Source organism: Martinezella lusitana, assembly GCF_014207095.1.
GTDB lineage: Bacteria > Pseudomonadota > Alphaproteobacteria > Rhizobiales > Rhizobiaceae > Rhizobium > Rhizobium lusitanum_B.
Genome location: NZ_JACHBG010000007.1, coordinates 62,104 through 81,071, shown reverse-complemented (window position 1 = coordinate 81,071; position 18,968 = coordinate 62,104). Strand labels below are relative to the sequence as shown.

Annotated in this window: 18 protein-coding genes; 11 read left to right on the top strand and 7 right to left on the bottom strand. The window is 59.4% G+C overall.

What is annotated here, in order from left to right:
• Positions 1-4 precede the first annotated feature (4 nt).
• From GGD46_RS16570 to GGD46_RS16540, 7 genes are read left to right on the top strand one after another with little or no spacing between them, the layout of a single operon-like run.
• Complete coding sequence (locus tag GGD46_RS16570; RefSeq protein ID WP_184705767.1) at positions 5-823, top strand: ABC transporter ATP-binding protein; 819 nt, start codon at positions 5-7, stop codon at positions 821-823.
• The gene (locus GGD46_RS16565; RefSeq protein WP_184705765.1) at positions 820-1,653 is read left to right on the top strand and encodes an ABC transporter permease; all 834 of its coding nucleotides are present in this window, start codon (positions 820-822) and stop codon (positions 1,651-1,653) included. The genes GGD46_RS16570 and GGD46_RS16565 overlap by 4 nt, the downstream gene beginning before the upstream one ends.
• A 25-nt stretch (positions 1,654-1,678) precedes the next feature.
• Positions 1,679-3,037 (top strand): FAD-dependent oxidoreductase, encoded by a 1,359-nt coding sequence (locus GGD46_RS16560; RefSeq protein ID WP_184705763.1) that lies wholly within the window; start codon positions 1,679-1,681, stop codon positions 3,035-3,037.
• Positions 3,034-4,191 (top strand): CaiB/BaiF CoA-transferase family protein, encoded by a 1,158-nt coding sequence (locus GGD46_RS16555; RefSeq protein ID WP_184705761.1) that lies wholly within the window; start codon positions 3,034-3,036, stop codon positions 4,189-4,191. The genes GGD46_RS16560 and GGD46_RS16555 overlap by 4 nt, the downstream gene beginning before the upstream one ends.
• Positions 4,188-4,964 carry an enoyl-CoA hydratase-related protein gene (locus tag GGD46_RS16550; protein WP_184705759.1) on the top strand — a complete coding sequence of 259 codons (777 nt, stop codon included), beginning with the start codon at positions 4,188-4,190 and terminating at the stop codon, positions 4,962-4,964. Before GGD46_RS16555 ends, GGD46_RS16550 begins: the two co-directional genes overlap by 4 nt.
• Positions 4,965-4,999: 35 nt before the next feature.
• The gene (locus tag GGD46_RS16545; protein WP_184705757.1) at positions 5,000-5,923 is read left to right on the top strand and encodes a LysR family transcriptional regulator; all 924 of its coding nucleotides are present in this window, start codon (positions 5,000-5,002) and stop codon (positions 5,921-5,923) included.
• Positions 5,924-5,929: 6 nt separating this feature from the next.
• Positions 5,930-7,330: an amidohydrolase family protein gene (locus GGD46_RS16540; RefSeq protein ID WP_184706230.1), complete on the top strand. Its 1,401-nt coding sequence runs from the start codon at positions 5,930-5,932 to the stop codon at positions 7,328-7,330.
• Positions 7,331-7,348: 18 nt separating this feature from the next.
• Here GGD46_RS16540 and GGD46_RS16535 read toward each other — a convergent pair whose 3' ends face one another.
• The 3 genes from GGD46_RS16535 to GGD46_RS16525 all read right to left on the bottom strand — a co-directional run bounded on the left by GGD46_RS16535 (position 7,349) and on the right by GGD46_RS16525 (position 9,423).
• Entirely contained in the window at positions 7,349-8,239 is an 891-nt protein-coding gene (locus GGD46_RS16535; protein WP_184705755.1) for a dihydrodipicolinate synthase family protein, read from the bottom strand.
• Between the two features lie 20 nt (positions 8,240-8,259).
• A complete protein-coding gene (fdxA, locus tag GGD46_RS16530) occupies positions 8,260-8,601 on the bottom strand; it encodes a ferredoxin (protein ID WP_184705753.1) in 342 nt (113 codons plus the stop codon).
• A 288-nt stretch (positions 8,602-8,889) separates the two neighbouring features.
• Positions 8,890-9,423 carry a dihydrofolate reductase family protein gene (locus GGD46_RS16525; protein ID WP_184705751.1) on the bottom strand — a complete coding sequence of 178 codons (534 nt, stop codon included), beginning with the start codon at positions 9,421-9,423 and terminating at the stop codon, positions 8,890-8,892.
• A 46-nt stretch (positions 9,424-9,469) separates the two neighbouring features.
• On the opposite strand from GGD46_RS16525, the gene GGD46_RS16520 reads away from it, so the two are divergent.
• Complete coding sequence (locus tag GGD46_RS16520) at positions 9,470-10,024, top strand: TetR/AcrR family transcriptional regulator (RefSeq protein ID WP_184705749.1); 555 nt, start codon at positions 9,470-9,472, stop codon at positions 10,022-10,024.
• 84 nt (positions 10,025-10,108) lie between these two features.
• Here GGD46_RS16520 and GGD46_RS16515 read toward each other — a convergent pair whose 3' ends face one another.
• Complete coding sequence (locus GGD46_RS16515) at positions 10,109-10,687, bottom strand: tyrosine phosphatase family protein (RefSeq protein WP_184705747.1); 579 nt, start codon at positions 10,685-10,687, stop codon at positions 10,109-10,111.
• Positions 10,688-10,854: 167 nt separating this feature from the next.
• Entirely contained in the window at positions 10,855-12,960 is a 2,106-nt protein-coding gene (locus GGD46_RS16510) for a methyl-accepting chemotaxis protein (RefSeq protein ID WP_281414655.1), read from the bottom strand.
• A gap of 447 nt (positions 12,961-13,407) precedes the next feature.
• Between GGD46_RS16510 and GGD46_RS16505 the strand changes: the two genes are divergently transcribed.
• Positions 13,408-14,559, top strand: a complete 1,152-nt coding sequence (locus GGD46_RS16505) for a sensor domain-containing diguanylate cyclase (protein WP_313206306.1) — start codon at positions 13,408-13,410, stop codon at positions 14,557-14,559.
• A gap of 145 nt (positions 14,560-14,704) precedes the next feature.
• Here GGD46_RS16505 and GGD46_RS16500 read toward each other — a convergent pair whose 3' ends face one another.
• The gene (locus GGD46_RS16500) at positions 14,705-15,229 is read right to left on the bottom strand and encodes a hypothetical protein (protein WP_184705745.1); all 525 of its coding nucleotides are present in this window, start codon (positions 15,227-15,229) and stop codon (positions 14,705-14,707) included.
• A gap of 189 nt (positions 15,230-15,418) precedes the next feature.
• Between GGD46_RS16500 and GGD46_RS16495 the strand changes: the two genes are divergently transcribed.
• Together GGD46_RS16495 and ftsZ are read left to right on the top strand one after the other, a co-directional pair.
• Positions 15,419-16,084, top strand: a complete 666-nt coding sequence (locus tag GGD46_RS16495; RefSeq protein ID WP_184705743.1) for a TetR/AcrR family transcriptional regulator — start codon at positions 15,419-15,421, stop codon at positions 16,082-16,084.
• Positions 16,085-16,384: 300 nt separating this feature from the next.
• The gene (gene ftsZ / locus GGD46_RS16490; protein ID WP_184705741.1) at positions 16,385-17,392 is read left to right on the top strand and encodes a cell division protein FtsZ; all 1,008 of its coding nucleotides are present in this window, start codon (positions 16,385-16,387) and stop codon (positions 17,390-17,392) included.
• 187 nt (positions 17,393-17,579) lie between these two features.
• On the opposite strand, the gene GGD46_RS16485 is transcribed toward ftsZ, so the two are convergent.
• On the bottom strand, positions 17,580-18,695 hold the full coding sequence (locus GGD46_RS16485; protein ID WP_184705739.1) for a branched-chain amino acid ABC transporter substrate-binding protein: 1,116 nt from the start codon (positions 18,693-18,695) through the stop codon (positions 17,580-17,582).
• Positions 18,696-18,968 lie beyond the last annotated feature (273 nt).

The following is an 18,968-nucleotide window of genomic DNA, read 5'->3' as shown; positions in this document are numbered from 1 at the left end:
CGTCATGATGAGCGCCGCTACCATCCAACAGCCGCAGCCGCTTCCAGCACCCGAAACGGCGAGACTTGCCGTCTCCGTTCGCGATCTCGACATTCGCTTCGGCGACAAGGGCAACGAATTCACCGCCCTCTCCAATGTCTCGGTCGACATTCCGGAAGGGTCGTTCGTCACCATGCTCGGGCCGTCGGGTTGCGGCAAGTCGACCCTGCTGCGCTGCATTGCCGATCTCGTTCATATCAGTGATGGTGCGGTTTCGGTATTCGGTCGCCCACCACGCCAGGCACGCGAGGGACGTGACTTTGCCTTCGTTTTTCAGGAAGCGACATTGCTGCCGTGGCGCAGCGTTATCGACAATGTCCGCCTTCCCATTGAAGTGGGCAAACACGACAAGAGTTCCTATGCCGACCCCATGGAACTGCTGGCGCTTGTCGGCCTGAAGGGGCGCGAAAATGCCCTGCCGCACGAATTGTCCGGTGGTATGCGCCAGCGGGTCGCCATCGCCCGCGCCCTTGTGACCAAGCCGCGCATTCTTTTGATGGATGAGCCATTCGGCGCTCTCGACGAAATCACCCGCGACAAGCTCAATGAGGAACTCTTGCGCATATGGCGCGAGACGGGCACGACCATCGTCTTCGTCACCCACTCCATCCCAGAGGCCGTGTTCCTCGGCGAACATGTGCTGATGCTTCAGGCGCACCCGGGCAGGGTGAAGGAATATATGAAGGTCGACCTCCCCTATCCGCGCGCTCTTGCGATGCGCGATACGGTCGACTTCATCAAGGTGACCGCGCATCTGCGCTCGCTGCTGGAGGAATGCATATGAGCAATGCCGTCCACTCCGACATTGGCCGCATCGCCAATGCGCCGCGCAAGGTCGCCATCCTCGACGCAACCGTCGGCGTCGTTTCCTCGCATATGCCGGCAATCCTTGCGGCACTTGGCTGCATCGCGCTGTGGCAGGCGGTCATCTGGATTTTCAAGATCCCGACCTTCATGGCGCCAAGCCCACTCGACGTCCTCTATGCGTTTCGCGACAATGCCGCGACGCTCACCAGAAACGTCCTGCCGACAGTGCTTGAGGCCGTTCTCGGCTTTATCTTCGGCAATCTCATCGCTATCCTTTTGGCGATCTGGTTCGTCCACAGCAAAACCGCGGAAAAGGCCTTCTATCCGATCGCCGTCTTCATCAAGGCGATCCCGATCATCGCGCTTGCGCCGATCCTCGTCTTGATTTTCGGCAACGGCGTTGCCCCGAAGATCATCATTGCCGGCCTCATCTGCTTCTTCCCGACGCTGGTCAACATGGTCCAGGGACTTCGCTCGGCAAGTCCTGCGATGCTTGACCTGATGCGGGTGCTATCGGCCAGCAACTCCGAAATCCTCTGGAAGGTTCGCCTCCCCAGCTCGCTGCCATTCCTGTTCGCCGCCCTGAAGATCGCGGCAACCAGCAGCGTCATGGGAGCAATCGTGGCGGAGTGGATCGGTTCCAGCTTCGGGCTCGGCGCGCTCATCATCGAGGCGACTTATAATTTCCGCTCGCCGCTGCTTTACGCAACGGTTGTCATCGCTGCACTTTTGGCCGTGATCCTCTTCTTCATCGTCTCGGTTGCCGAGGCGAAGATGATCCGCTGGAAGCCGGCCGGGCAGCACTGAACCCAAAAACATCGAGGAAACACCAATGGAACAGGTTATTCACCAGCCTGCACGGGATATCCGTGTCGTCGATCGCTCCGATGTGGTTGTCGTCGGCGGGGGGCCGGCCGGGATTGCAGCAGCGGTGTCAGCGGCGCGCAACGGCGCAAGCGTCACTCTCCTTGAGCGCTATCCTTATGTCGGCGGGCTTGCTGCCGGCGGAATGGTGTTGGTGCTCGACGACATGATCAACGAGCTTGAGATCACCGTGCGCGGCATCTGCATGGAGATGATCGAGCGGATGAAGCGTTGGGGGCTCTGCGTGACGCCGACCGACCGCGATCGCCTGATCGAATTTCGCGACACACCGGAAGCCTGGCAGCGATGGGCACGCTGGGGCCTCTTCGACTTCCATACGCAGTCGATGCCGCATCCGATCTGCTTTTCGGCAGCCTTCGATCCCGACGCGTTCAAGCGCGCCGCCTATGACATGATCGGCGAGGCCAAGATCAAGCTTAGAACCCATAGCTGGTTTTCCTCGGCAATCGTCGAGGGTGGAGCAATCAAGGGCGTGATCTGCCAGACGAAGGAGGGCATGCAGGCGATCCTCGGCGATGTCGTCATCGACACGACAGGCGATCTCGATGTCGCGGCAAGCGCCGGCGCGTCCCATGTCGACTCCAACTTCATCCTGACGACGGTGTCGCGCTGGGGCGGGGTCGATACGGAAGCGGCGGAGCGCTTCGAGCATCAGGAGCCCGAAGCTTTCAAGGCGCTCGATCACGAAGCCAAACGGCTGATCGGCGGGTGCTGGTCCTTCTGGTGGCTGAAGACGCCGCTGCCAGGCGTCGTCTGGCTGAACTGCCCGCATATGCCAACGCTAAGCGGCCTCAAGGTCGAAGACCTGACCAAGGCGGAGATGGAAGGCCGCGCGCGGATCGCCAAGCTGCTCGACTTTGCTCGCGAAAAGATGCCGGGCTTCGAAAATGCCTATGTCGTCGATTTCGCGCCGCAGACCGGTGTGCGCCAAACGCGGTTGTTGCAGGGCGATTATGTCGTGACGAAGGACGACGTCATGACCCGCCGCCATTTCACCGACACGGTCTGCCGCGGCCGCGACTACTACACGCCCTATCGCTCCATGCTGCCGAAGGAGGTCGACCAGCTGATCGTTGCTGGCCGGCACTATTCGGCAACACCGCAGGCGCAGAAATCCAGCCGCGAGATCCCCCCCTGCATGGCAATGGGCGAAGCGGCAGGTGTCGCCGCAACCGTTGCCCTCAACGCCGGGACGACCGTGCGCAAGGCCGATATCCGGGCAATTCAGAAGCAGATGCGGGCCCAGGGCGCCGATCCCGGCGACATTCCCTCGGAAAACGCGACATATTTGGAGGCAGCAGAATGACGACTTTACCCCTCGACGGAATCCGCGTGATCGATTTCACCCAGGTGATGCTCGGCCCCTCCTGCACGCAGGTCCTGGCCGACTATGGCGCCGAGGTCATCAAGATCGAGAAGGTGAAGATCGGCGACCTCTCGCGCTGGTCGCTCGGCTCAGATCCCGACGGGCTCAACAACCCGGTCTTCTGCTCCTTGAACCGCAACAAGAAGAGCCTGGCCTTGGATCTGAAAGAGGTAAGCGCCCGCAAGACAGTCCAGGCGCTGCTCGAAACGGCCGATGTGGTCGTCAACAACTTCCGACCTGGCGTCATGGAGCGCATGGGTTTCGGCTATGAAGACCTGAAGAAGATCAATTCTCGCCTGATCTATGCTGTCGGTACCGGTTTTGGGCTGACCGGCCCCTATCAGCACAAAGGCGGCCAGGATGTACTGGCGCAGGCGGTTTCCGGCGTCATGCGCCGCAAGTCAGACAACAGCCACCCAACGTCGATCTATGCGACGCCGCTCGCCGATTATTCCGCCGGCATGCATCTCGTCCAGGGCATTCTGCTCGCCCTTTTACAACGCGACAAGACAGGCGAAGGCCAGCAGGTTGCCGTCAGCCTCTACAACTCCATGATCGCCATGCAGATGCAGGAAGGCACGACGCATCTGATGCGGCAGAGGGATCTGAATTGGGGGGCCTTCCCGCTGACGGGCGTCTTCGAGACGACGGACAGCGCAATCGTCATGGTCGGCGCCTTCAAGCCAAATCCCTTGCGCGACATCTGCGAGGCGCTCGAGATCGAGGACCTCTCGCAATATCCGCAATACAAGGATTTCGATGCACAGATGGCGCGGCGGCCGGAGCTGCAGGCCATCTTTCGTGAGAACTTCGCCAGGAACAGTACCGACCACTGGATCGCACGGCTGGAAGGCGTCGACATCCTCTGCGCACCCGTGCGTTCGCTGCCCGAGGCACTCAAGGACGAGCAGACCATTATCAATAAAATGATCCTCGAGGCAGGAGAAACCGCAGCCGGTCCGATCCGACTGATCGGTTCGCCGATCGACATGTCCGCTGCCCAGGTGACCGTGCGGATTTCGCCACCGCAGCTCGGACAGCACAATGACGAGATTCTGGCCTCGCTTTCCGCAGTACAGGGAGACGCGGCATGAGCGTCTCCTTCACAATAAAGGACCGCGTCGCCCGCGTCACGCTTGATCGGCCCGACCGGATGAACGCCGTCGATGCCGAAACCGAAGCGGAACTTGAGGCGATCTGGACAGAGATCGAGAGACGCGACGACATCAGCTGCGTCGTGCTGACCGGCTCCGGCGAGAAGGCCTTCTGCGCAGGCGCCGATCTGAAGGGCGGCAGCGGCAGTTCGGGTGTCGACTACTGGACGGTCGGTCGGGAAAACGGGTTCGGCGGCCTTGCCTTCCGTCGCTCGCTCGACGTGCCCGTGATTGCCCGCGTCAATGGTTATGCACTTGGCGGTGGATTCGAGATGGTGCTCGGCTGCGACATCGTCATCGCCGTGGAAACGGCACGCTTCGGTCTGCCTGAAGCTCGCGTCGGCCGCATGCCGCTCGATGGCGGCATGGTGCTCCTCCAGCGCAAGATCCCTTTCAACCGCGCCATGGCCGTGATGCTGACCGGTCGGCAGTTCAGCGCGCAGGAAATGGCAAGCTATGGCATCATCAACGAGGTTGTGTCGGCTGCCGAACTCGATGCCGCCGTCGATCGCTGGACCTCCGACATCGTCGCCTGTGCGCCATTGTCGCTGCGCGCCATCAAGCAGACGGTCAATCGCACCGCACATTTGAGCCCGGCCGAGGCTCAAGCGCTCAGGACGCCGGCGCTCATCAAGGCGTTGAAAAGCGAGGACGCCATGGAAGGTGTAGCGGCATTTCGGGAGAAGCGAGCGCCCGTTTGGCGCGGCATATAGGCGTGCTATAGCTTCGAGATCGCCGAGGGCTTTTCATGCATGCCAGCATCCTGAAGTATTTTGCCGAGGTCGCGCGCTCCGGATCGATCCGTAAGGCATCCGAGGAGCTGCATGTCGCGACCTCGGCCGTCAGCCGCCAGATCAAGAAACTGGAAGACGAGCTCGGAACCCCGCTGTTCGAACGCTTTTCCGATGGCTTACGGCTGACATCGGCCGGCGAAATCGTGCTGCGCCACGCCAAGGAGACGCTGCACGAATATGAGATCATGAAGTCCAATCTCGGCGATCTTCACGGCAAGAATACCGGCCGCGTCCATATCGCCGCCCTGGACAGCCTGGCGATCCAGTTCCTGCCGGAATTCGTCTCCGGCTTTCACAAGAAGCATCCGGCCGTCGACTTTCGCATCCGCACCGATAACTACAACAATATATTCCGCTTTCTCGCCGAAGGTGACGTCGACATCGGCGTCACCTTCGATCTTGCCCGACCGCACGACATGAAGCTGATCCATGGCGTGCGCATGCCGTTGATGGCGATCGTCGCCAAGACACATCCACTTGCCCGGCAAAAGTCAGTGACACTGCAGGAATGCGCCCAGTTCAACATGCTGCTGCAGCTCGACAATGAAGTGATGAGTTCGATGATCGCAGTCGAGCTCGGCGCGCTCAACCGCGTAGGACGCACACTTGTCGCGACGAACAATCAGATGATGCTGAAGCCGATGATCCTTGCCGGCGAAGGTGTCGCCTTCTTCACACCGCTCGGGCTGCTGCGCGAGCTGGAAGCCGGCGATGCGGTCGCGCTCTCGATCGCTGGATCGAAGCTGCAGGACCTCGAAGTCGGCATCGTCGTCTCGCGCCGTCGCCAGCTCACCCATGCAACACAGGTCGTCGCCCAGTCGATGGGCGAGGAACTGTCGAAATTCGCCGGCAAGATCAACACGCTGGTCTCACGATGAAGGGAAATACCCATGTCCGTGCGGTTGCTGCTCGACCCGGGCCATGCCCCCGCCGAGCGATGCGCTCAAAAGGCTGACCTGCCGCCGACGCTCCAATCCGTTCCTCTCAAGCCCGGCGATCTCATCCTCCCCTCGCCCGTCAATGCCCATGACCATGGCTATGGCATTCGCACTCTCGATTTCAGCGCCCCTGATGACGCGCTTGAGGTATGGATACCGGGCCTCAGACTTCGACCGCGCACAGATCCCTACCTCGAAGCGCTCGTCGCTTTCGGCCGGCTCGCAAAAACTGGGATCGGCGCGACAATGCACTGTCACAACTCCCTGAATGCCGACCATCTGGTCGATGAGGCGGGCGCGGTCATGCGAGCCGCTGGCGATGTCGGCATTCGGCTTGCCCTCTCCTGCCCGCTGCTCGACCATGACGCATGGGCCTATGATGGCGGTCCGCAGCGATTGCAGCCTTTTCTGAGCGAAGATGACTGGCATGCGCTTTCCGGAACCATTCCCAATTATGCATCCGTCGAAACACAGCTCGCCGCTGTCGAGGCCGTTGCCGCGGCAAATACGAGCCCACTGGTCGACGTGCAATATGGACCTATCGGGCCGCAATGGTGCTCGAACGCGCTTCTAGAGGCGATTGCCGAGGCTTCGGCGCTTCATGGCCGACGCATTCATATGCATCTGCTTGAGAGCCCGCGTCAGCGCATATGGCTTGATCGACGTTTTCCCGATGGTATCGTCCCTTATCTCGACAGGATCGGCTTCCTATCGCCGCGTCTCGCCATTGCCCATGGCGTTCAGCTGCGCCCGGATGAACTGGAGCTGCTTGCCGAACGCGGCGTGCAACTGGTCAGCAATCCCTCGGCCAATCTGCGCCTGCGCTCGGGTATTGCTCCGATCGCATCTACGATCGAACATGGCGGCCTAGCCTTTGCCATCGGCCTCGATGGCACCGGATTGGACGACGATCAGGATCTATGGCGGGAAATGCGGCTCCTCTACCTGCTTCAGGGCGAATGTGGCCTGACCCGCGAGCTGACGGCGGGCCGCCTGTTCGACGCGGCGATCAAAGTCGGCCGCCGGGTGATCAATGCGACGGATGCGGCGGACTTCACGATCGTCGATTATCAGGCGCTGATCTCCGACGCACTGTTCGACGATGTTGACGAAGCGGAAATCCTGTTGAACCGCATGAGTGCACGCTATGCCACCCGACTTGTCGTTGCCGGGCGGGAGATCATGCGCAACGGCGAGCTCTCGCGCGTCGATTTCGATGCAGCGCGGGCCGAACTCGTATCACAGGCGAGAGCCGATCTGCCGAGGCTCGAAAGGCAAAGGCCGCTCGTCCATGCTCTGTCCGCAGCAACCCGCGCCTATTATGCGTCTTGGCCCGGTGTCAGCTGAAACCGAGCCAAAGCAAGATCATGCGTCAGCTAGGGCCCTGACATGCAATGTATCGAGAGCGTCGAGCCTCTTCCTGTCTGTGATCGTCAGCTGCGGCGGCATGACCTTGTTCCAGACTGCATTCCCGGTGCGCCTGCCGACAAGATGCTTGACCGCCGGAATGAGAGGATGGGCGGCGATTGCACGCCGCAGGCCACCGACCTCGTCCAGCAGCCCGGCATTTTGCTGATCCCGCCACAACTGCTGTGACGAGAGAGGATCGATATTCACCGTTGCGGAGATGCAGCCAGCGTAACCATCACGATCGGCATCAGCAAGCACCGCCTCGCTGCTCGGGAACACGCCGAAGCCCTCAATCTTTGCAAGCTCGCGAGCATAGCCGAGATTGCCGGAGCTATCCTTCGCCCCATGAATCCGCTGCGGAAATGCCTGCGCAAGGCGGGCAGACAAAGCCGGCGAGAATTCGATGCCGGTCAATTGCGGGAAGTTGTAAAGGTAGATCGGAATAGGTGTTTCCGTCGTCATTCGCACAAGCTCGGCAAACCAGGCAAACAGACCATCTTCCTCAACCGGCTTGTAGTAATAGGGTGGTAGGACGAGAGCCGCCGCAAAACCGAGATCGAAGGCCCGGCGGGTCAATGCCACTGTCGTCTGAAGATCGGGCGTACCGGTACCGACCATCAGCCTCCCGCCGTCCAATCCTTGAGCGGCCTTGGTCATAAGGGCGCTCCGCTGGTCAGCCGAAAGGGAATTGGCCTCACCTGTCGTGCCGAGCACGTTCAGGAAGTCACAACCATTGGCCAGGCACCAGCGGGCATGCTCGGTGAAGGCGCCGGCATCGATGTCGCCATGATGGTCGAAAGGCGTCGGTACGGCGGCAATTACGCCGGCAATCCGGGTCTGCGTCATGAAAGGCTCCTCCCAGTATACTAGTGTCGATTTTCAGACTGGCCGCGATAGGCCGCAACGAAAGGATGATCGAGGTTGGTCGTACGGCTCTTGTCCCAGCCGCCGGGCGCGCGCCAGCCTGTGACATCGTCAGCAAAGAAGTCGCGATTGACGTCACGCAGGAAGAGCCGCTCCGCCGGCATCTCCTCGTCCCATAAGATAGCGTCGACCGGACAGACGGAAAGACAGAGGCCGCAATTGATGCATTCCTCGGGCTGGATGTAGAACATCCGACCGCCCTCGTAGATGCAGTCGACCGGACATGCGACCGTGCAGGCTCCATCCTTCGTATCGATACAGGGTTCGGTAATTACGTAAGCCATGATGCTCGCCTCACAGCGCTCTCAAGGGCGCTTTCCGCAAACTATGGCAAACAAGGGCGTTCTGAAGAAGCGCTGATTTTCGCCTCTTTCATTGCCGAAACGGCAACGCACCAGCTCACCGAATGGCCAATCGGAACCCTCCTCACCATTGATGACTCTGTACGCTGTTTCGCGACAGGCTATCCGGGCCAGGACGGACGTTCGGTAGCTGCACTCTGGCCAAGTTTTCGACAGAGTCGTCAAGAGCGGCATTCCCACAGTGGCAACCTACCCGCTCTTTAGGACCATTTATCCGACGTCCATTCTATAGTGCAGCCGCACGCAACCCTTGTCGATCGCCTTGGCACTGACAAGCTTCGGACTTGCGCGAAAGCCGGTAGACGGAAAGAGCGGTCGACCGCTGCCGAGTAATTCGGGCATGACATAAATTTCGATCTCGTCGAGTGCGCCTCGTTCCAGGAAAGCCATCTGCAACTGTCCGCCGCCGAGCATCCAGACGTCTCCATCCGTCAATGCGCGCAACTCGGCAATGAGAGCATCGACATCGCTGCGAAGAAGGAGAACTCCTTTGGGATCATCGATCGGCCGAGACGTAACCACCATGACGCGCTGGTCGCTGTAAGCCCAGGGCGACGGATCCTTTGCGATGAAATCATAGGTGCCGCGCCCCATGACCACGGTGCCGATACGTTTGAGGAAGGTGCTGTAGTCGTGCTCGCCGAGGTCCATGCCCTCATATTTGAAAAGCCATTCAAGGTCGTCGTTTTCGGCGGCGATCATCCCGTCCAGACTGGTTGCGATATAGCCCAGAATTCTCGCCATACTTTTCTCCCTTGATTAATAACTAAATATACATTTATAAATAAACATGCCAAGACACAAGACGATTTCCGACGAGCGCTTGCTCGATATTCTTGTCGAACTGATCGTGGAGACAGGGCCTGACGGCCTTACCTTCGCAAGAAGCGCCAAGGCCTGCGGCCTATCCCCCGCAGCCCTTGTGCAACGCTATGGTGACAGGGAGACGCTTGTCGAAGCGATCCTGATGCAGGCCTGGGAAAAACTGGAAGCAGAGACGGCCGCCGCCGATGCCGAAGCAGCACCGACACCGGAAGGTGCCGTGAACCTTCTTATGCGCCTGATGCCTGCAGAGACCGCCGAACGTGATGCGACTGACGGATTGCTGCTGTTGAGGGAAGACATACGCAACCCCAAATTGCGAGCCCGCGGTGCAGCCTGGCTTAGCAACCTTGCCAAGGCGCTCGGCCGTCGCCTATCCGACAATCCGAAGGAAGCAAACCGCCTTGGATGGGAGATGGTCGCTCTGTGGCAGGGCGCCCACACGGTTTGGGCCTTTACACGCCAGGAAACGGCAGCCATCGCCATTCGGCGGATGCTGAATGCCTGGCTCGCGCGTCTCTGAAGGACGAACTATCTCCGACACAGCTGGAGGATGCGCGACGCGCGCCGACTTGCCGGTGCGCGGCGTCGACAAGTCTCAAGCGCCTTATAGCGCCATATCGACTTCGGCTTGACGGCCAAGCCTGTTCATCCACTCGCCGAGCTCCGGCTGAAGCTTGATCTGGCGCCCATAGTGGCGGCGCAACGCCGCCGTCAACTCGCCACGGCGGCCAAGCTGCTCGTCCGCAAAGGCGATCATCCGCGAGTTCGGCCAGGCCTGTGGGCGGATCTTTGCAAGGAGAGCAAAGAGCGCCTCGGCCGGCTCATCCGGATTGGCCTGCGCCATCAACGTCATCATTGCCGCCGTCGAACGGGAGACCCCCATGTGGCAGTGCACCAGAACATGGCTCGACGCCTCGCGGTCGGCGCGAGAGAGGAAAGCCTCACCGAACTTCAGAACCTCTGCGACGTGATCGGGCGCCGGCATGATCTGGCCAGAAATCTCGGCGATGATGTCATGGAAACGCAACGTGGTGCGGACATGATGCCCATAGGCGGCAAAGGCGTCAAGCTCGGCCCGGTCGGGATCAATGATCGACAACACATGCGTCACCTTGCGGGCACTGTGTGCAGGCAATTCCTCGATGCCGCATATGGTGAGTTCCGGTGCATGAGCCACTTGCATTTCTCGTCTCCTAAAATCGCTCGCTATCGTCTGAGATAGCGCACGCCAATAAAAAAGCGCCCCACCATGAAAGTGAGGCGCTCGACTTTACTTAGCAAAGTGCTCGGCGGTTCAACAGGCATATTCTGCCAATTCGGCAGAAGAGCTGTGAGACAAACGCACCATGCCTACGCGGCTCGCACCATCCGCGAATGCGTGGCTTGCAGGGCGGCACCAGCGCCATTGAGCTGGAACTGAGCCAACAGGGTGTTGAGCGCCTGTGCTTCGACGGCAAGCCCGTGGCTTGCCGCCGTCTGCTCTTCCACCATGGCGGCATTCTGCTGCGTACCCTGGTCCATCGTGTTCACGGCGGTGTTGATTTCCTGAAGACCGGTGGACTGCTCTCTGGCGGCAAGGACGATCGCATCGACATGGGCATTGATTTCCTGCACCTCGCGAACGATCGCTTCCAGTGCAGCACCGGTCTCGTCGACCAGAGCAACACCCGATCTCACCTGGTCACCCGAAGTCGTGATCAGCGCCTTGATCTCTTTTGCCGCATTGGCCGAACGCTGCGCCAATTCGCGCACTTCCTGAGCGACGACGGCAAATCCCTTGCCGGCCTCGCCGGCCCGGGCAGCCTCCACGCCGGCATTGAGCGCCAGCAGGTTGGTCTGGAAGGCGATATCGTCGATCACGCCGATGATGTTGGAGATTTCGCCGGAGGACTGCTCGATCCCCTGCATAGCGGAGACCGCGCGACGCACGACTTCGCCGGATTTTTCCGCCCCGGTGCGCGCACGCGCAACAAGCAAGCCCACCTCCTCTGCTCGGCGGCTGGAATCCCGCACCGTCGTGGTGATCTCCTCCAACGCCGCCGCGGTTTCTTCGACGGAGGCCGCCTGCTGCTCGGTGCGCCGTGCCAGTTGGTCGGCAGAGGCGCGGATCTCGCTGGCGCCGCCGTCAATGGCCATCGCCTTTTCGCCGACGGTCGACATTGCCTGGTGTAGCTTCGAAACCGAGTGGTTGAAGTCATTGCGCAGCCGGTCGAGATCTCCGGCGAACGGCGTTGCGATGCGCGAAACCAGATCGCCATCGGCAAGCCGACCCAAAGCGTCTGCGACGGCATTGACGGCAAGGTTGATGTTCCGAGCTTCTTCCGCTTTGATCGCTTCGCGCTCGCGTCGTTCCTGCTCGCTCAATGCCTCGTTTTGCTCGGCCTCCCGCGCGAGACGTCCCCGTTCGATGATGTTTTCTCGGAAGACGGCGACAGCTGCGGCCATCTGCCCAACTTCATCCACTCTGTCTGCATCCGGAATCTGTTCAGAGACGTCACCACGGGCAAGCTTGCTCATCATTCCCGTCATGCGAACGACAGGCTTGATGACCAGCGTCGAAAGAAGCAGATAGAGCACGCCCAACATGGCGAGAACGCTGACGCCGGTGCCGATCGCCGCAGCGACCCGAAACTTGTCGATAGCCGCATAGGCGACATCGCGGTCAACGATGAGACAGAGATACCAATTGCTTACGGGCAGCCCCTTGATCGGCATGAACTTGACGAGAACGGACTTGCCACCCAATTGGGTTTCCATGACGCCCCTGCCGTCGATGGAAGGGGTATTCTGCGGAAACACATCGGTCAGCGATTTGGACACCAGCGCGCCGTCCGGATGAACAAGCACCGTTCCCGAGCTGTTGACTAGGAAGGCCGAGCCCATGCCGCCAAGATCGACCTGCCCGATCATGCCAAGCAATCCCTTCAGCGGAAAATCGGTACCGGCGACACCAAGAAGCTTGCCATCGCGCTTGACCGGAATGGCCGCGCTGATGACGAGCGCATTGGTAGAGGCATCCTTATAGGGATCGGTCAACAAGGGAGCGTCAAGCTTGACCGCATCCTTGTACCAGCCGCGCTTGCGCGGGTCGAAGCCCTTCGGCATCTCACCGGCTGGCAAGCGGGCAAAGCTTCCGTCAGCTTCATTGCCGAAATAGACCATTGCGAATTCCCGCGACATCAACGGATTGTCGAAGCGACGCAGAATGTCCTGTTCGCTATCCGATTTACGCGCAACGTCGGCTGCAAAGTCGGTCAGCATGACACGGGCATTCAGCCAGTTTGCGATCCCCGTCGCGGCAAGCTCGCCCGATGAGTCAATCTCTGCGGCAACGCCATTGGCAATGGTCGTGCGCTGAAGATTATCGATATAGACCGAGAAGCCACAAAAGGCGGCGATGACCGCCAGCGATGCCGCCAGCAGGATCTTGGTCATGAGATTGAGACGTGTTCGCAAAGAACCCCCCTATAGCACTACCGGTTCGCGCGCGGTTCATTCGCACGACATTGGCATGTCTGTGTTTGGAATCATGCCGTCATGGCAGTGTCGGAGCGAAGACACTCCAGATTCCGAACTATTAGAAGATGGTTAAAAATCGTCTAAATATCGCGACAGTATTCCCCGCCCGTCACTTGACGGAAATGGATAGATTGGCAATATTTCTGCGGTTTTTCCTAACCAGGGACCTCAACAGCAAAATATAATTATCGGTTGTACTTCTGTATAGATTTAATCCTTGATTGCCGCTACCGGGCCATTTCTCCCACAGAGCGCGACAATCATGTACCTGCGGTTGCTTTAGTTGACGACGCACCAGAATGGTGTTTCAGCAGCAAGCGGATCGAAGTTGCGGTGAGAACAGGCTGGAAGATCTGCTCGACCCCTTTCTTTACGGGGATTCGCGTGGTCCGTCTCGAATGGGGGCATTGCGAATTCTCATCGGAGATTAACGATTTCAGGGTAGGGATTGTCGGTAGAGGCGCATACTCACAAGTCGGCGAAAACATGGAAAATTCAGCAGAAGACACTGAACTGAGCCTCCATTCCAGTCGCCATCTAGCATCTGCGCCACAAGCCGCCTTCTACGCCTTGCTGGAGCGCCTCCACTCCGTCTTGAAAGGCCCATTCGACAGACGAGCTGTCTGGCAATTGCGTCGGCAGATCGATCAGCAGACTACCCTGCTCCGTGAGGTGGAATCCGCATTGGCCGGTGCAGAACTCTTCGAGCGCGCCTCGGTGACCGCGTCCATGGGCATGTGGCAGTGCAAATTGCCGGGCGATCAACTGACCTGGAGCAACGGAACCTATGATCTGTTCGGCCTTCAACACAGCCGCGGGCTTGTGCGCAGCGATATCTTAAGAAGCTATACCGAGGAATCGCTGGTCCGGCTGGAAAAATTGCGCAGTGAGGCGATTGAAAGCGGTTCCGGCTTCAAGCTCGACGCCGAGATCCGGGGACCAGATATCGGAAAGAGATGGATCAGAATATTCGCGACGGTTGAACGTCGGAATGGCGAGCCGCTCGTGCTTTTCGGCATCAAGCAGGATATTACCGAGGAAAAAGCAGCCTTCGAGCATATCCGGCATCTTGCCGAACATGATGTGATGACAGGTCTTGCCAACCGCACTCAATTTCAGGTGCAACTTACCAAGATCTGCCATGGATCAGGGGGAGCGCTGATGCTCATTGACCTCGACCAGTTCAAGCAGATCAACGATACGCTCGGGCATGGCGTCGGGGACGAATGCCTGATCGAATTCACCCGTCGACTGACAACCATATGTCAGAACGCCGATCTGATTGCCCGCATTGGCGGAGACGAATTTGCTGTCCTCTTCAGCCCCGCTATCGACCGGTCTGCCATTGAAACTGTAGCAAAGCGACTGGTGAGCGCCGCAAAGGCGCCGATGAACTGCTCCGGATCCAGCTTCAGCATCGGCGCGTCGATTGGGCTTGCCTTTGCGCAGGGAGAGACGCCGACTGCGCTCTTTACAAAAGCGGATCAGGCGCTCTATGCGGCAAAAGCGTGCGGCGGCGACACGTTTCAGGGATGAGGAAATCCAAGGCTCGATGCCGGTCGTGCTCTTGATCCATCGGTGCGAGAGTTTCCCCGATCCGGTCTGCAGATATCATCAAGGTTCCGACAGAGATTGCCGCCGCTTGCTTGCGCTCGACCGCAATCTCTGAGTGCTCGACAGGCTAAGACGACATCGCTCCGCTCTCCAGGATGCGGTCTTTTTTGTGCCTGCTATGTAGGAGCAGGTAAAGCGAGGCGAAATGGGTGAGCATGAGCAGTGGTACATAGATGATCGGGATCGCATATGCGGCTCCCAGCTGCCCCGACAGGCTCGGAAGGTCGAAACGCGCGCCATGATAGTAGTCGACCAGAATATCCACCATTCCGACAAGATTGTATCCGATGACGAGCGGCCAGAAGACAGCAGGTAGCCTGATCGTCAATAGCGCGAGAATAGCCAGGATCCCAGTTGCGAAATCGCCATAGGCGGCGAACGTGGCGAATTCAGCTGGCAGCGCAGACCCTACGACGCCGGGGACAATGAAGACGAGACCGAAAAAACGGAAACCGTGAAGGACTGCGATCGCGCGTTGCGCCTCGACATGATCCATCGTTCTGAGCCTTGGCCAGAAATACGCGCTGAAACAGAGCAGCCATGGAACGTAGCCCAAAACGAGATGTATGCTGAAGATCACTGCAGGTGACATTGTTCAGAAACTCCCAGTTGGCGTTGCTTACCGGTGCCCCGATCCTTCAGTCATGAGACCGCGCCCGATCTCTGCTATGTGCGAAAGGCTGGATTATCTTATGAGGCAGAAAGTCGTTTCCACATTTGGTACTGTCTCGTACCATCCAATCTGGTACCTGGCGGTACCAATGTCAAGCAAGGAAGATCAATGGCGCCGTCAGGATCGATACGAAGTAAAGGACGAGGCGGCGAAGCCGCGGTTCGCGAGCGAATTCTTGAGGCCGCCTTCACAGCATTCACACAGAACGGATATGCGGCGACCAGCACACTCGAAATCGCCACGCAGGCACGCGCATCGAAACGGGAGCTCTATTCGCTCGTTGGCAACAAGCAGGAAATGCTTGTCGCCTGCATCCGAAGTCGGGCCGGGCGGCTGCAACTTCCCGCCGATCTGCCGACCCCACGCGATCGCGAAACCTTCGCGGAGGTCCTATCGTCTTTCGGCGCCCGGCTGGTTCACGAAATAAGCGATCCAACGGTTATCGCAATCTTCAGGCTGGCAATCGCCGAGGCGGCCCGGGCGCCCGAGGTCGCATTGACGCTCGACACGATTGGCCGCGAGGCGGCGCGCAGCGCATTGCGCCGGATCATGCTCCTGGCAACGCAGGACGATCTGCTTGACGGCACTCCCGCCGAGCGGGCCGAGCAATTCCTTGGGCTTCTATGGGGCGATCTGCTGATCGGCCTTCTGCTGGGTGTCGCAGAGCGCCCGCAACCGATGGAGATCGCGGCACGCGCGCGCAATGCTGCGAGTACCTTCATTCAACTTTACGCCGGCCGAACCAGGCCGCCAGCAATCACGCCGGATCCATAAGGCGCCGGGCACGCTGATCGCAACGCACCTTGGCGTCGGACGAAACAACATGGGCCGCCATCAGTCTTGAACAAGTAAGCCATAGAGAGCATCAGAGATATCTGCGGTTGTAACTGATTGCTCGTCCGGCCATACTCCGTGATCGAAGGAACAACCCGTTAAATTGTGGGGATGGCCGGTTTTCGCCGCAATGCGCCCATGTTACGCGCTACCATCGGTCTCTTTCAGCGAATCGCCAAGGTGTCTATTTAGGGGCTTCAAGCGATCCCGTTTGAGTGACCTGACACAATGGAGTTCTTCATGGCCGACATCCGCTCACCAATATCTGGGGTCATTCCCAAGATTTCCATCGTGGGGGTCGGTGGCGGTGGCGGCAACGCAATCAACAACATGATCGCCGAAGAGCTGCAGGGCGTCGAGTTCATCGCCGCGAACACGGATGCGCAGGCGCTTTCGACCTCGAAGGCGACACGACGTATTCAGCTCGGAGCTCAGGTCACCGAGGGTCTTGGCGCAGGTTCCCTTCCCGAGATCGGTCGGGCGGCGGCGGAGGAAACCATCGATGAGATCATGGATCATCTCCACGGAACGCATATGTGCTTCATCACCGCTGGAATGGGCGGCGGCACCGGCACAGGGGCTGCTCCGGTCATCGCCAAGGTCGCGCGCCAAGCAGGTATTCTGACGGTCGGCGTCGTCACCAAGCCCTTCACCTTCGAAGGCAATCGCCGCATGCGCACCGCCGAAGAAGGGATCGAGCGGCTCCGCGAGAGCGCCGATACCGTCATCGTCATTCCCAATCAGAACCTGTTTCGCATCGCAGACGCCACCACGACCTTCACCAATGCGTTCATGACCGCCGATCGTGTTCTTTATGCTGGCGTGAGCTGCATCACGGATCTGATCGTCAAGGAAGGTCTCATCAACCTCGATTTTGCCGACGTCAAAACCGTCATGCGCGGCATGGGCCGCGCCATGATGGGAACGGGCGAAGCATCGGGTCCGGGCCGCGCCTTGAAGGCGGCAGAGGCTGCCGTTGCCAATCCGCTTCTGGACGATATGAGCATGAAGGGTGCAAGAGGCGTACTGATTTCGATTTCCGGCGGAATGGATATGACGCTGTTCGAGGTGGACGAGGCTGCCAGCCGCATACGCGACGAGGTTCTCGATGACGCCGACATCGTCGTCGGAGCGATCTTCGATCGAAACCTCGACGGCGTATTCAGGGTGTCGGTCGTCGCGACCGGGTTGGATCGTCCCGGAGCATTCGCCGGACAGCCGGAGCGCGTCGGCGCGAATTGGCAGTAAGCTACAGTCCAGAATAAACGATAAGGGCGGGATCTCCTCTGATCCCGCCCTCATTCTTGCGAACACGAGCTTGTTCGCGACTGTAATGTGCACACGCGGCCAGGAAGAGATCTTCACAATATGACCGCGTCGCATCTGGAGTTCGATGCCGCACGAACGCGGCATCGGTTATTTGTTCGTTGCGATCTTATTTGGCGATCGGGGCGTAGGCGCCATTGCTCCAGCGGTTGATGTCGTAGCTGGCATTCTTCAGGTCGCCCTTCTCGTCGAAGGTGACCGTTCCAACGACGGTGTCGATCGACTTGCCGTTTTTAAGGGCAGCAGCAACCTTGGTCGGATCATCCGAGCCCGCACGCTCGATACCCTGTGCAAATGCCTGAATGACGGCATAGGAGAATAGGGTAAAGCCTTCCGGCTTGAAGCCGCCGGCCTGGATCTTCGCAACCGCTTCCTTCGCCTCGGGCTTTGACTGCGGATCGGACGGGAAGACGAACAGCGTGCCTTCTCCAGCCGGGCCTGCAACCTGCCAGAATTCCGGCGAGGCAATGGAATCAGGCATGATCAGCTGGAACTTGTAGCTCGCCTCGGCAGACTGGCGCAGGATGAGGCCGGCCTCCGGATGGTACCCGCCGAAATAGACGACATCGACCTTTGCGTTCTTCAGCTTCGTGACGAGGGCGTTGTAGTCCTTTTCGCCAGGATTGATGCCCTCATACATGATTTCCTTGAGCCCGGCCTTGTTCATGGTGGCGCGGACGGCATCGGCAACACCCTGCCCATAGGCGGTCTTGTCGTGCAGGATCGCGACGTTCTTGCCGGCATATTGCTTTGCGATCCAGGGACCGATGAAGGCGCCCTGGGCATCGTCACGCGTGTAGAGACGCATGATGTTGGTCCAGCCCTTGGCGGCGGCCTGATCGGTCAGGGCGGGGTTCGACGATGCCGGGCTCATCATCAAGGTGCCGTTCTCGGCATAGATCGCCGAAGCCGGGATGCTCGAGCCCGAGCAGGCATGGCCGTCGACGAACTGTACACCATTTGCGACAATGCGGTTGGCCACCGAAACAGCCTGCTTCGGGTCGCACTGATCGTCTTCGAGCTGCAGCTTGATCTTGCGGCCAAGCACGCCGCCCTTGGCGTTGATTGCGTCTGCTGCCGCCTGCGCACCCTGCTTGAACTGATCGCCGATGGTCGCAAGCGGACCTGTCAAAGGTCCGGCAACAGCAAAGGTCAGATCGTCGGCCCGCGCCGCGGTACCCATCAACAGACTGATCGTCGTGCCAATAATCAGAAATTTGTTCATTCACTCATTCCCCTTGTTATAGCCGCATGGCGGCGCCTCCTATCGGAGGCCAACTCCCTCGTCGCTTCCGTTTTTCGAGCTGCTTGTTCTGCGTTGCGCTCTGAAAGTGACAACATCTTCATATGACGTGTAAACAGTGATGTCCAATATCCATTTTAAGTGGATTTCCTCTATAACCCTCCATTCGAAACTCCCCGGATCATATTCGCCGTCAAATGCTTCCGCTCCCCGTTGTCGCGCTATAAATTGGCCCGGAACGGTGGCCTGTAACCG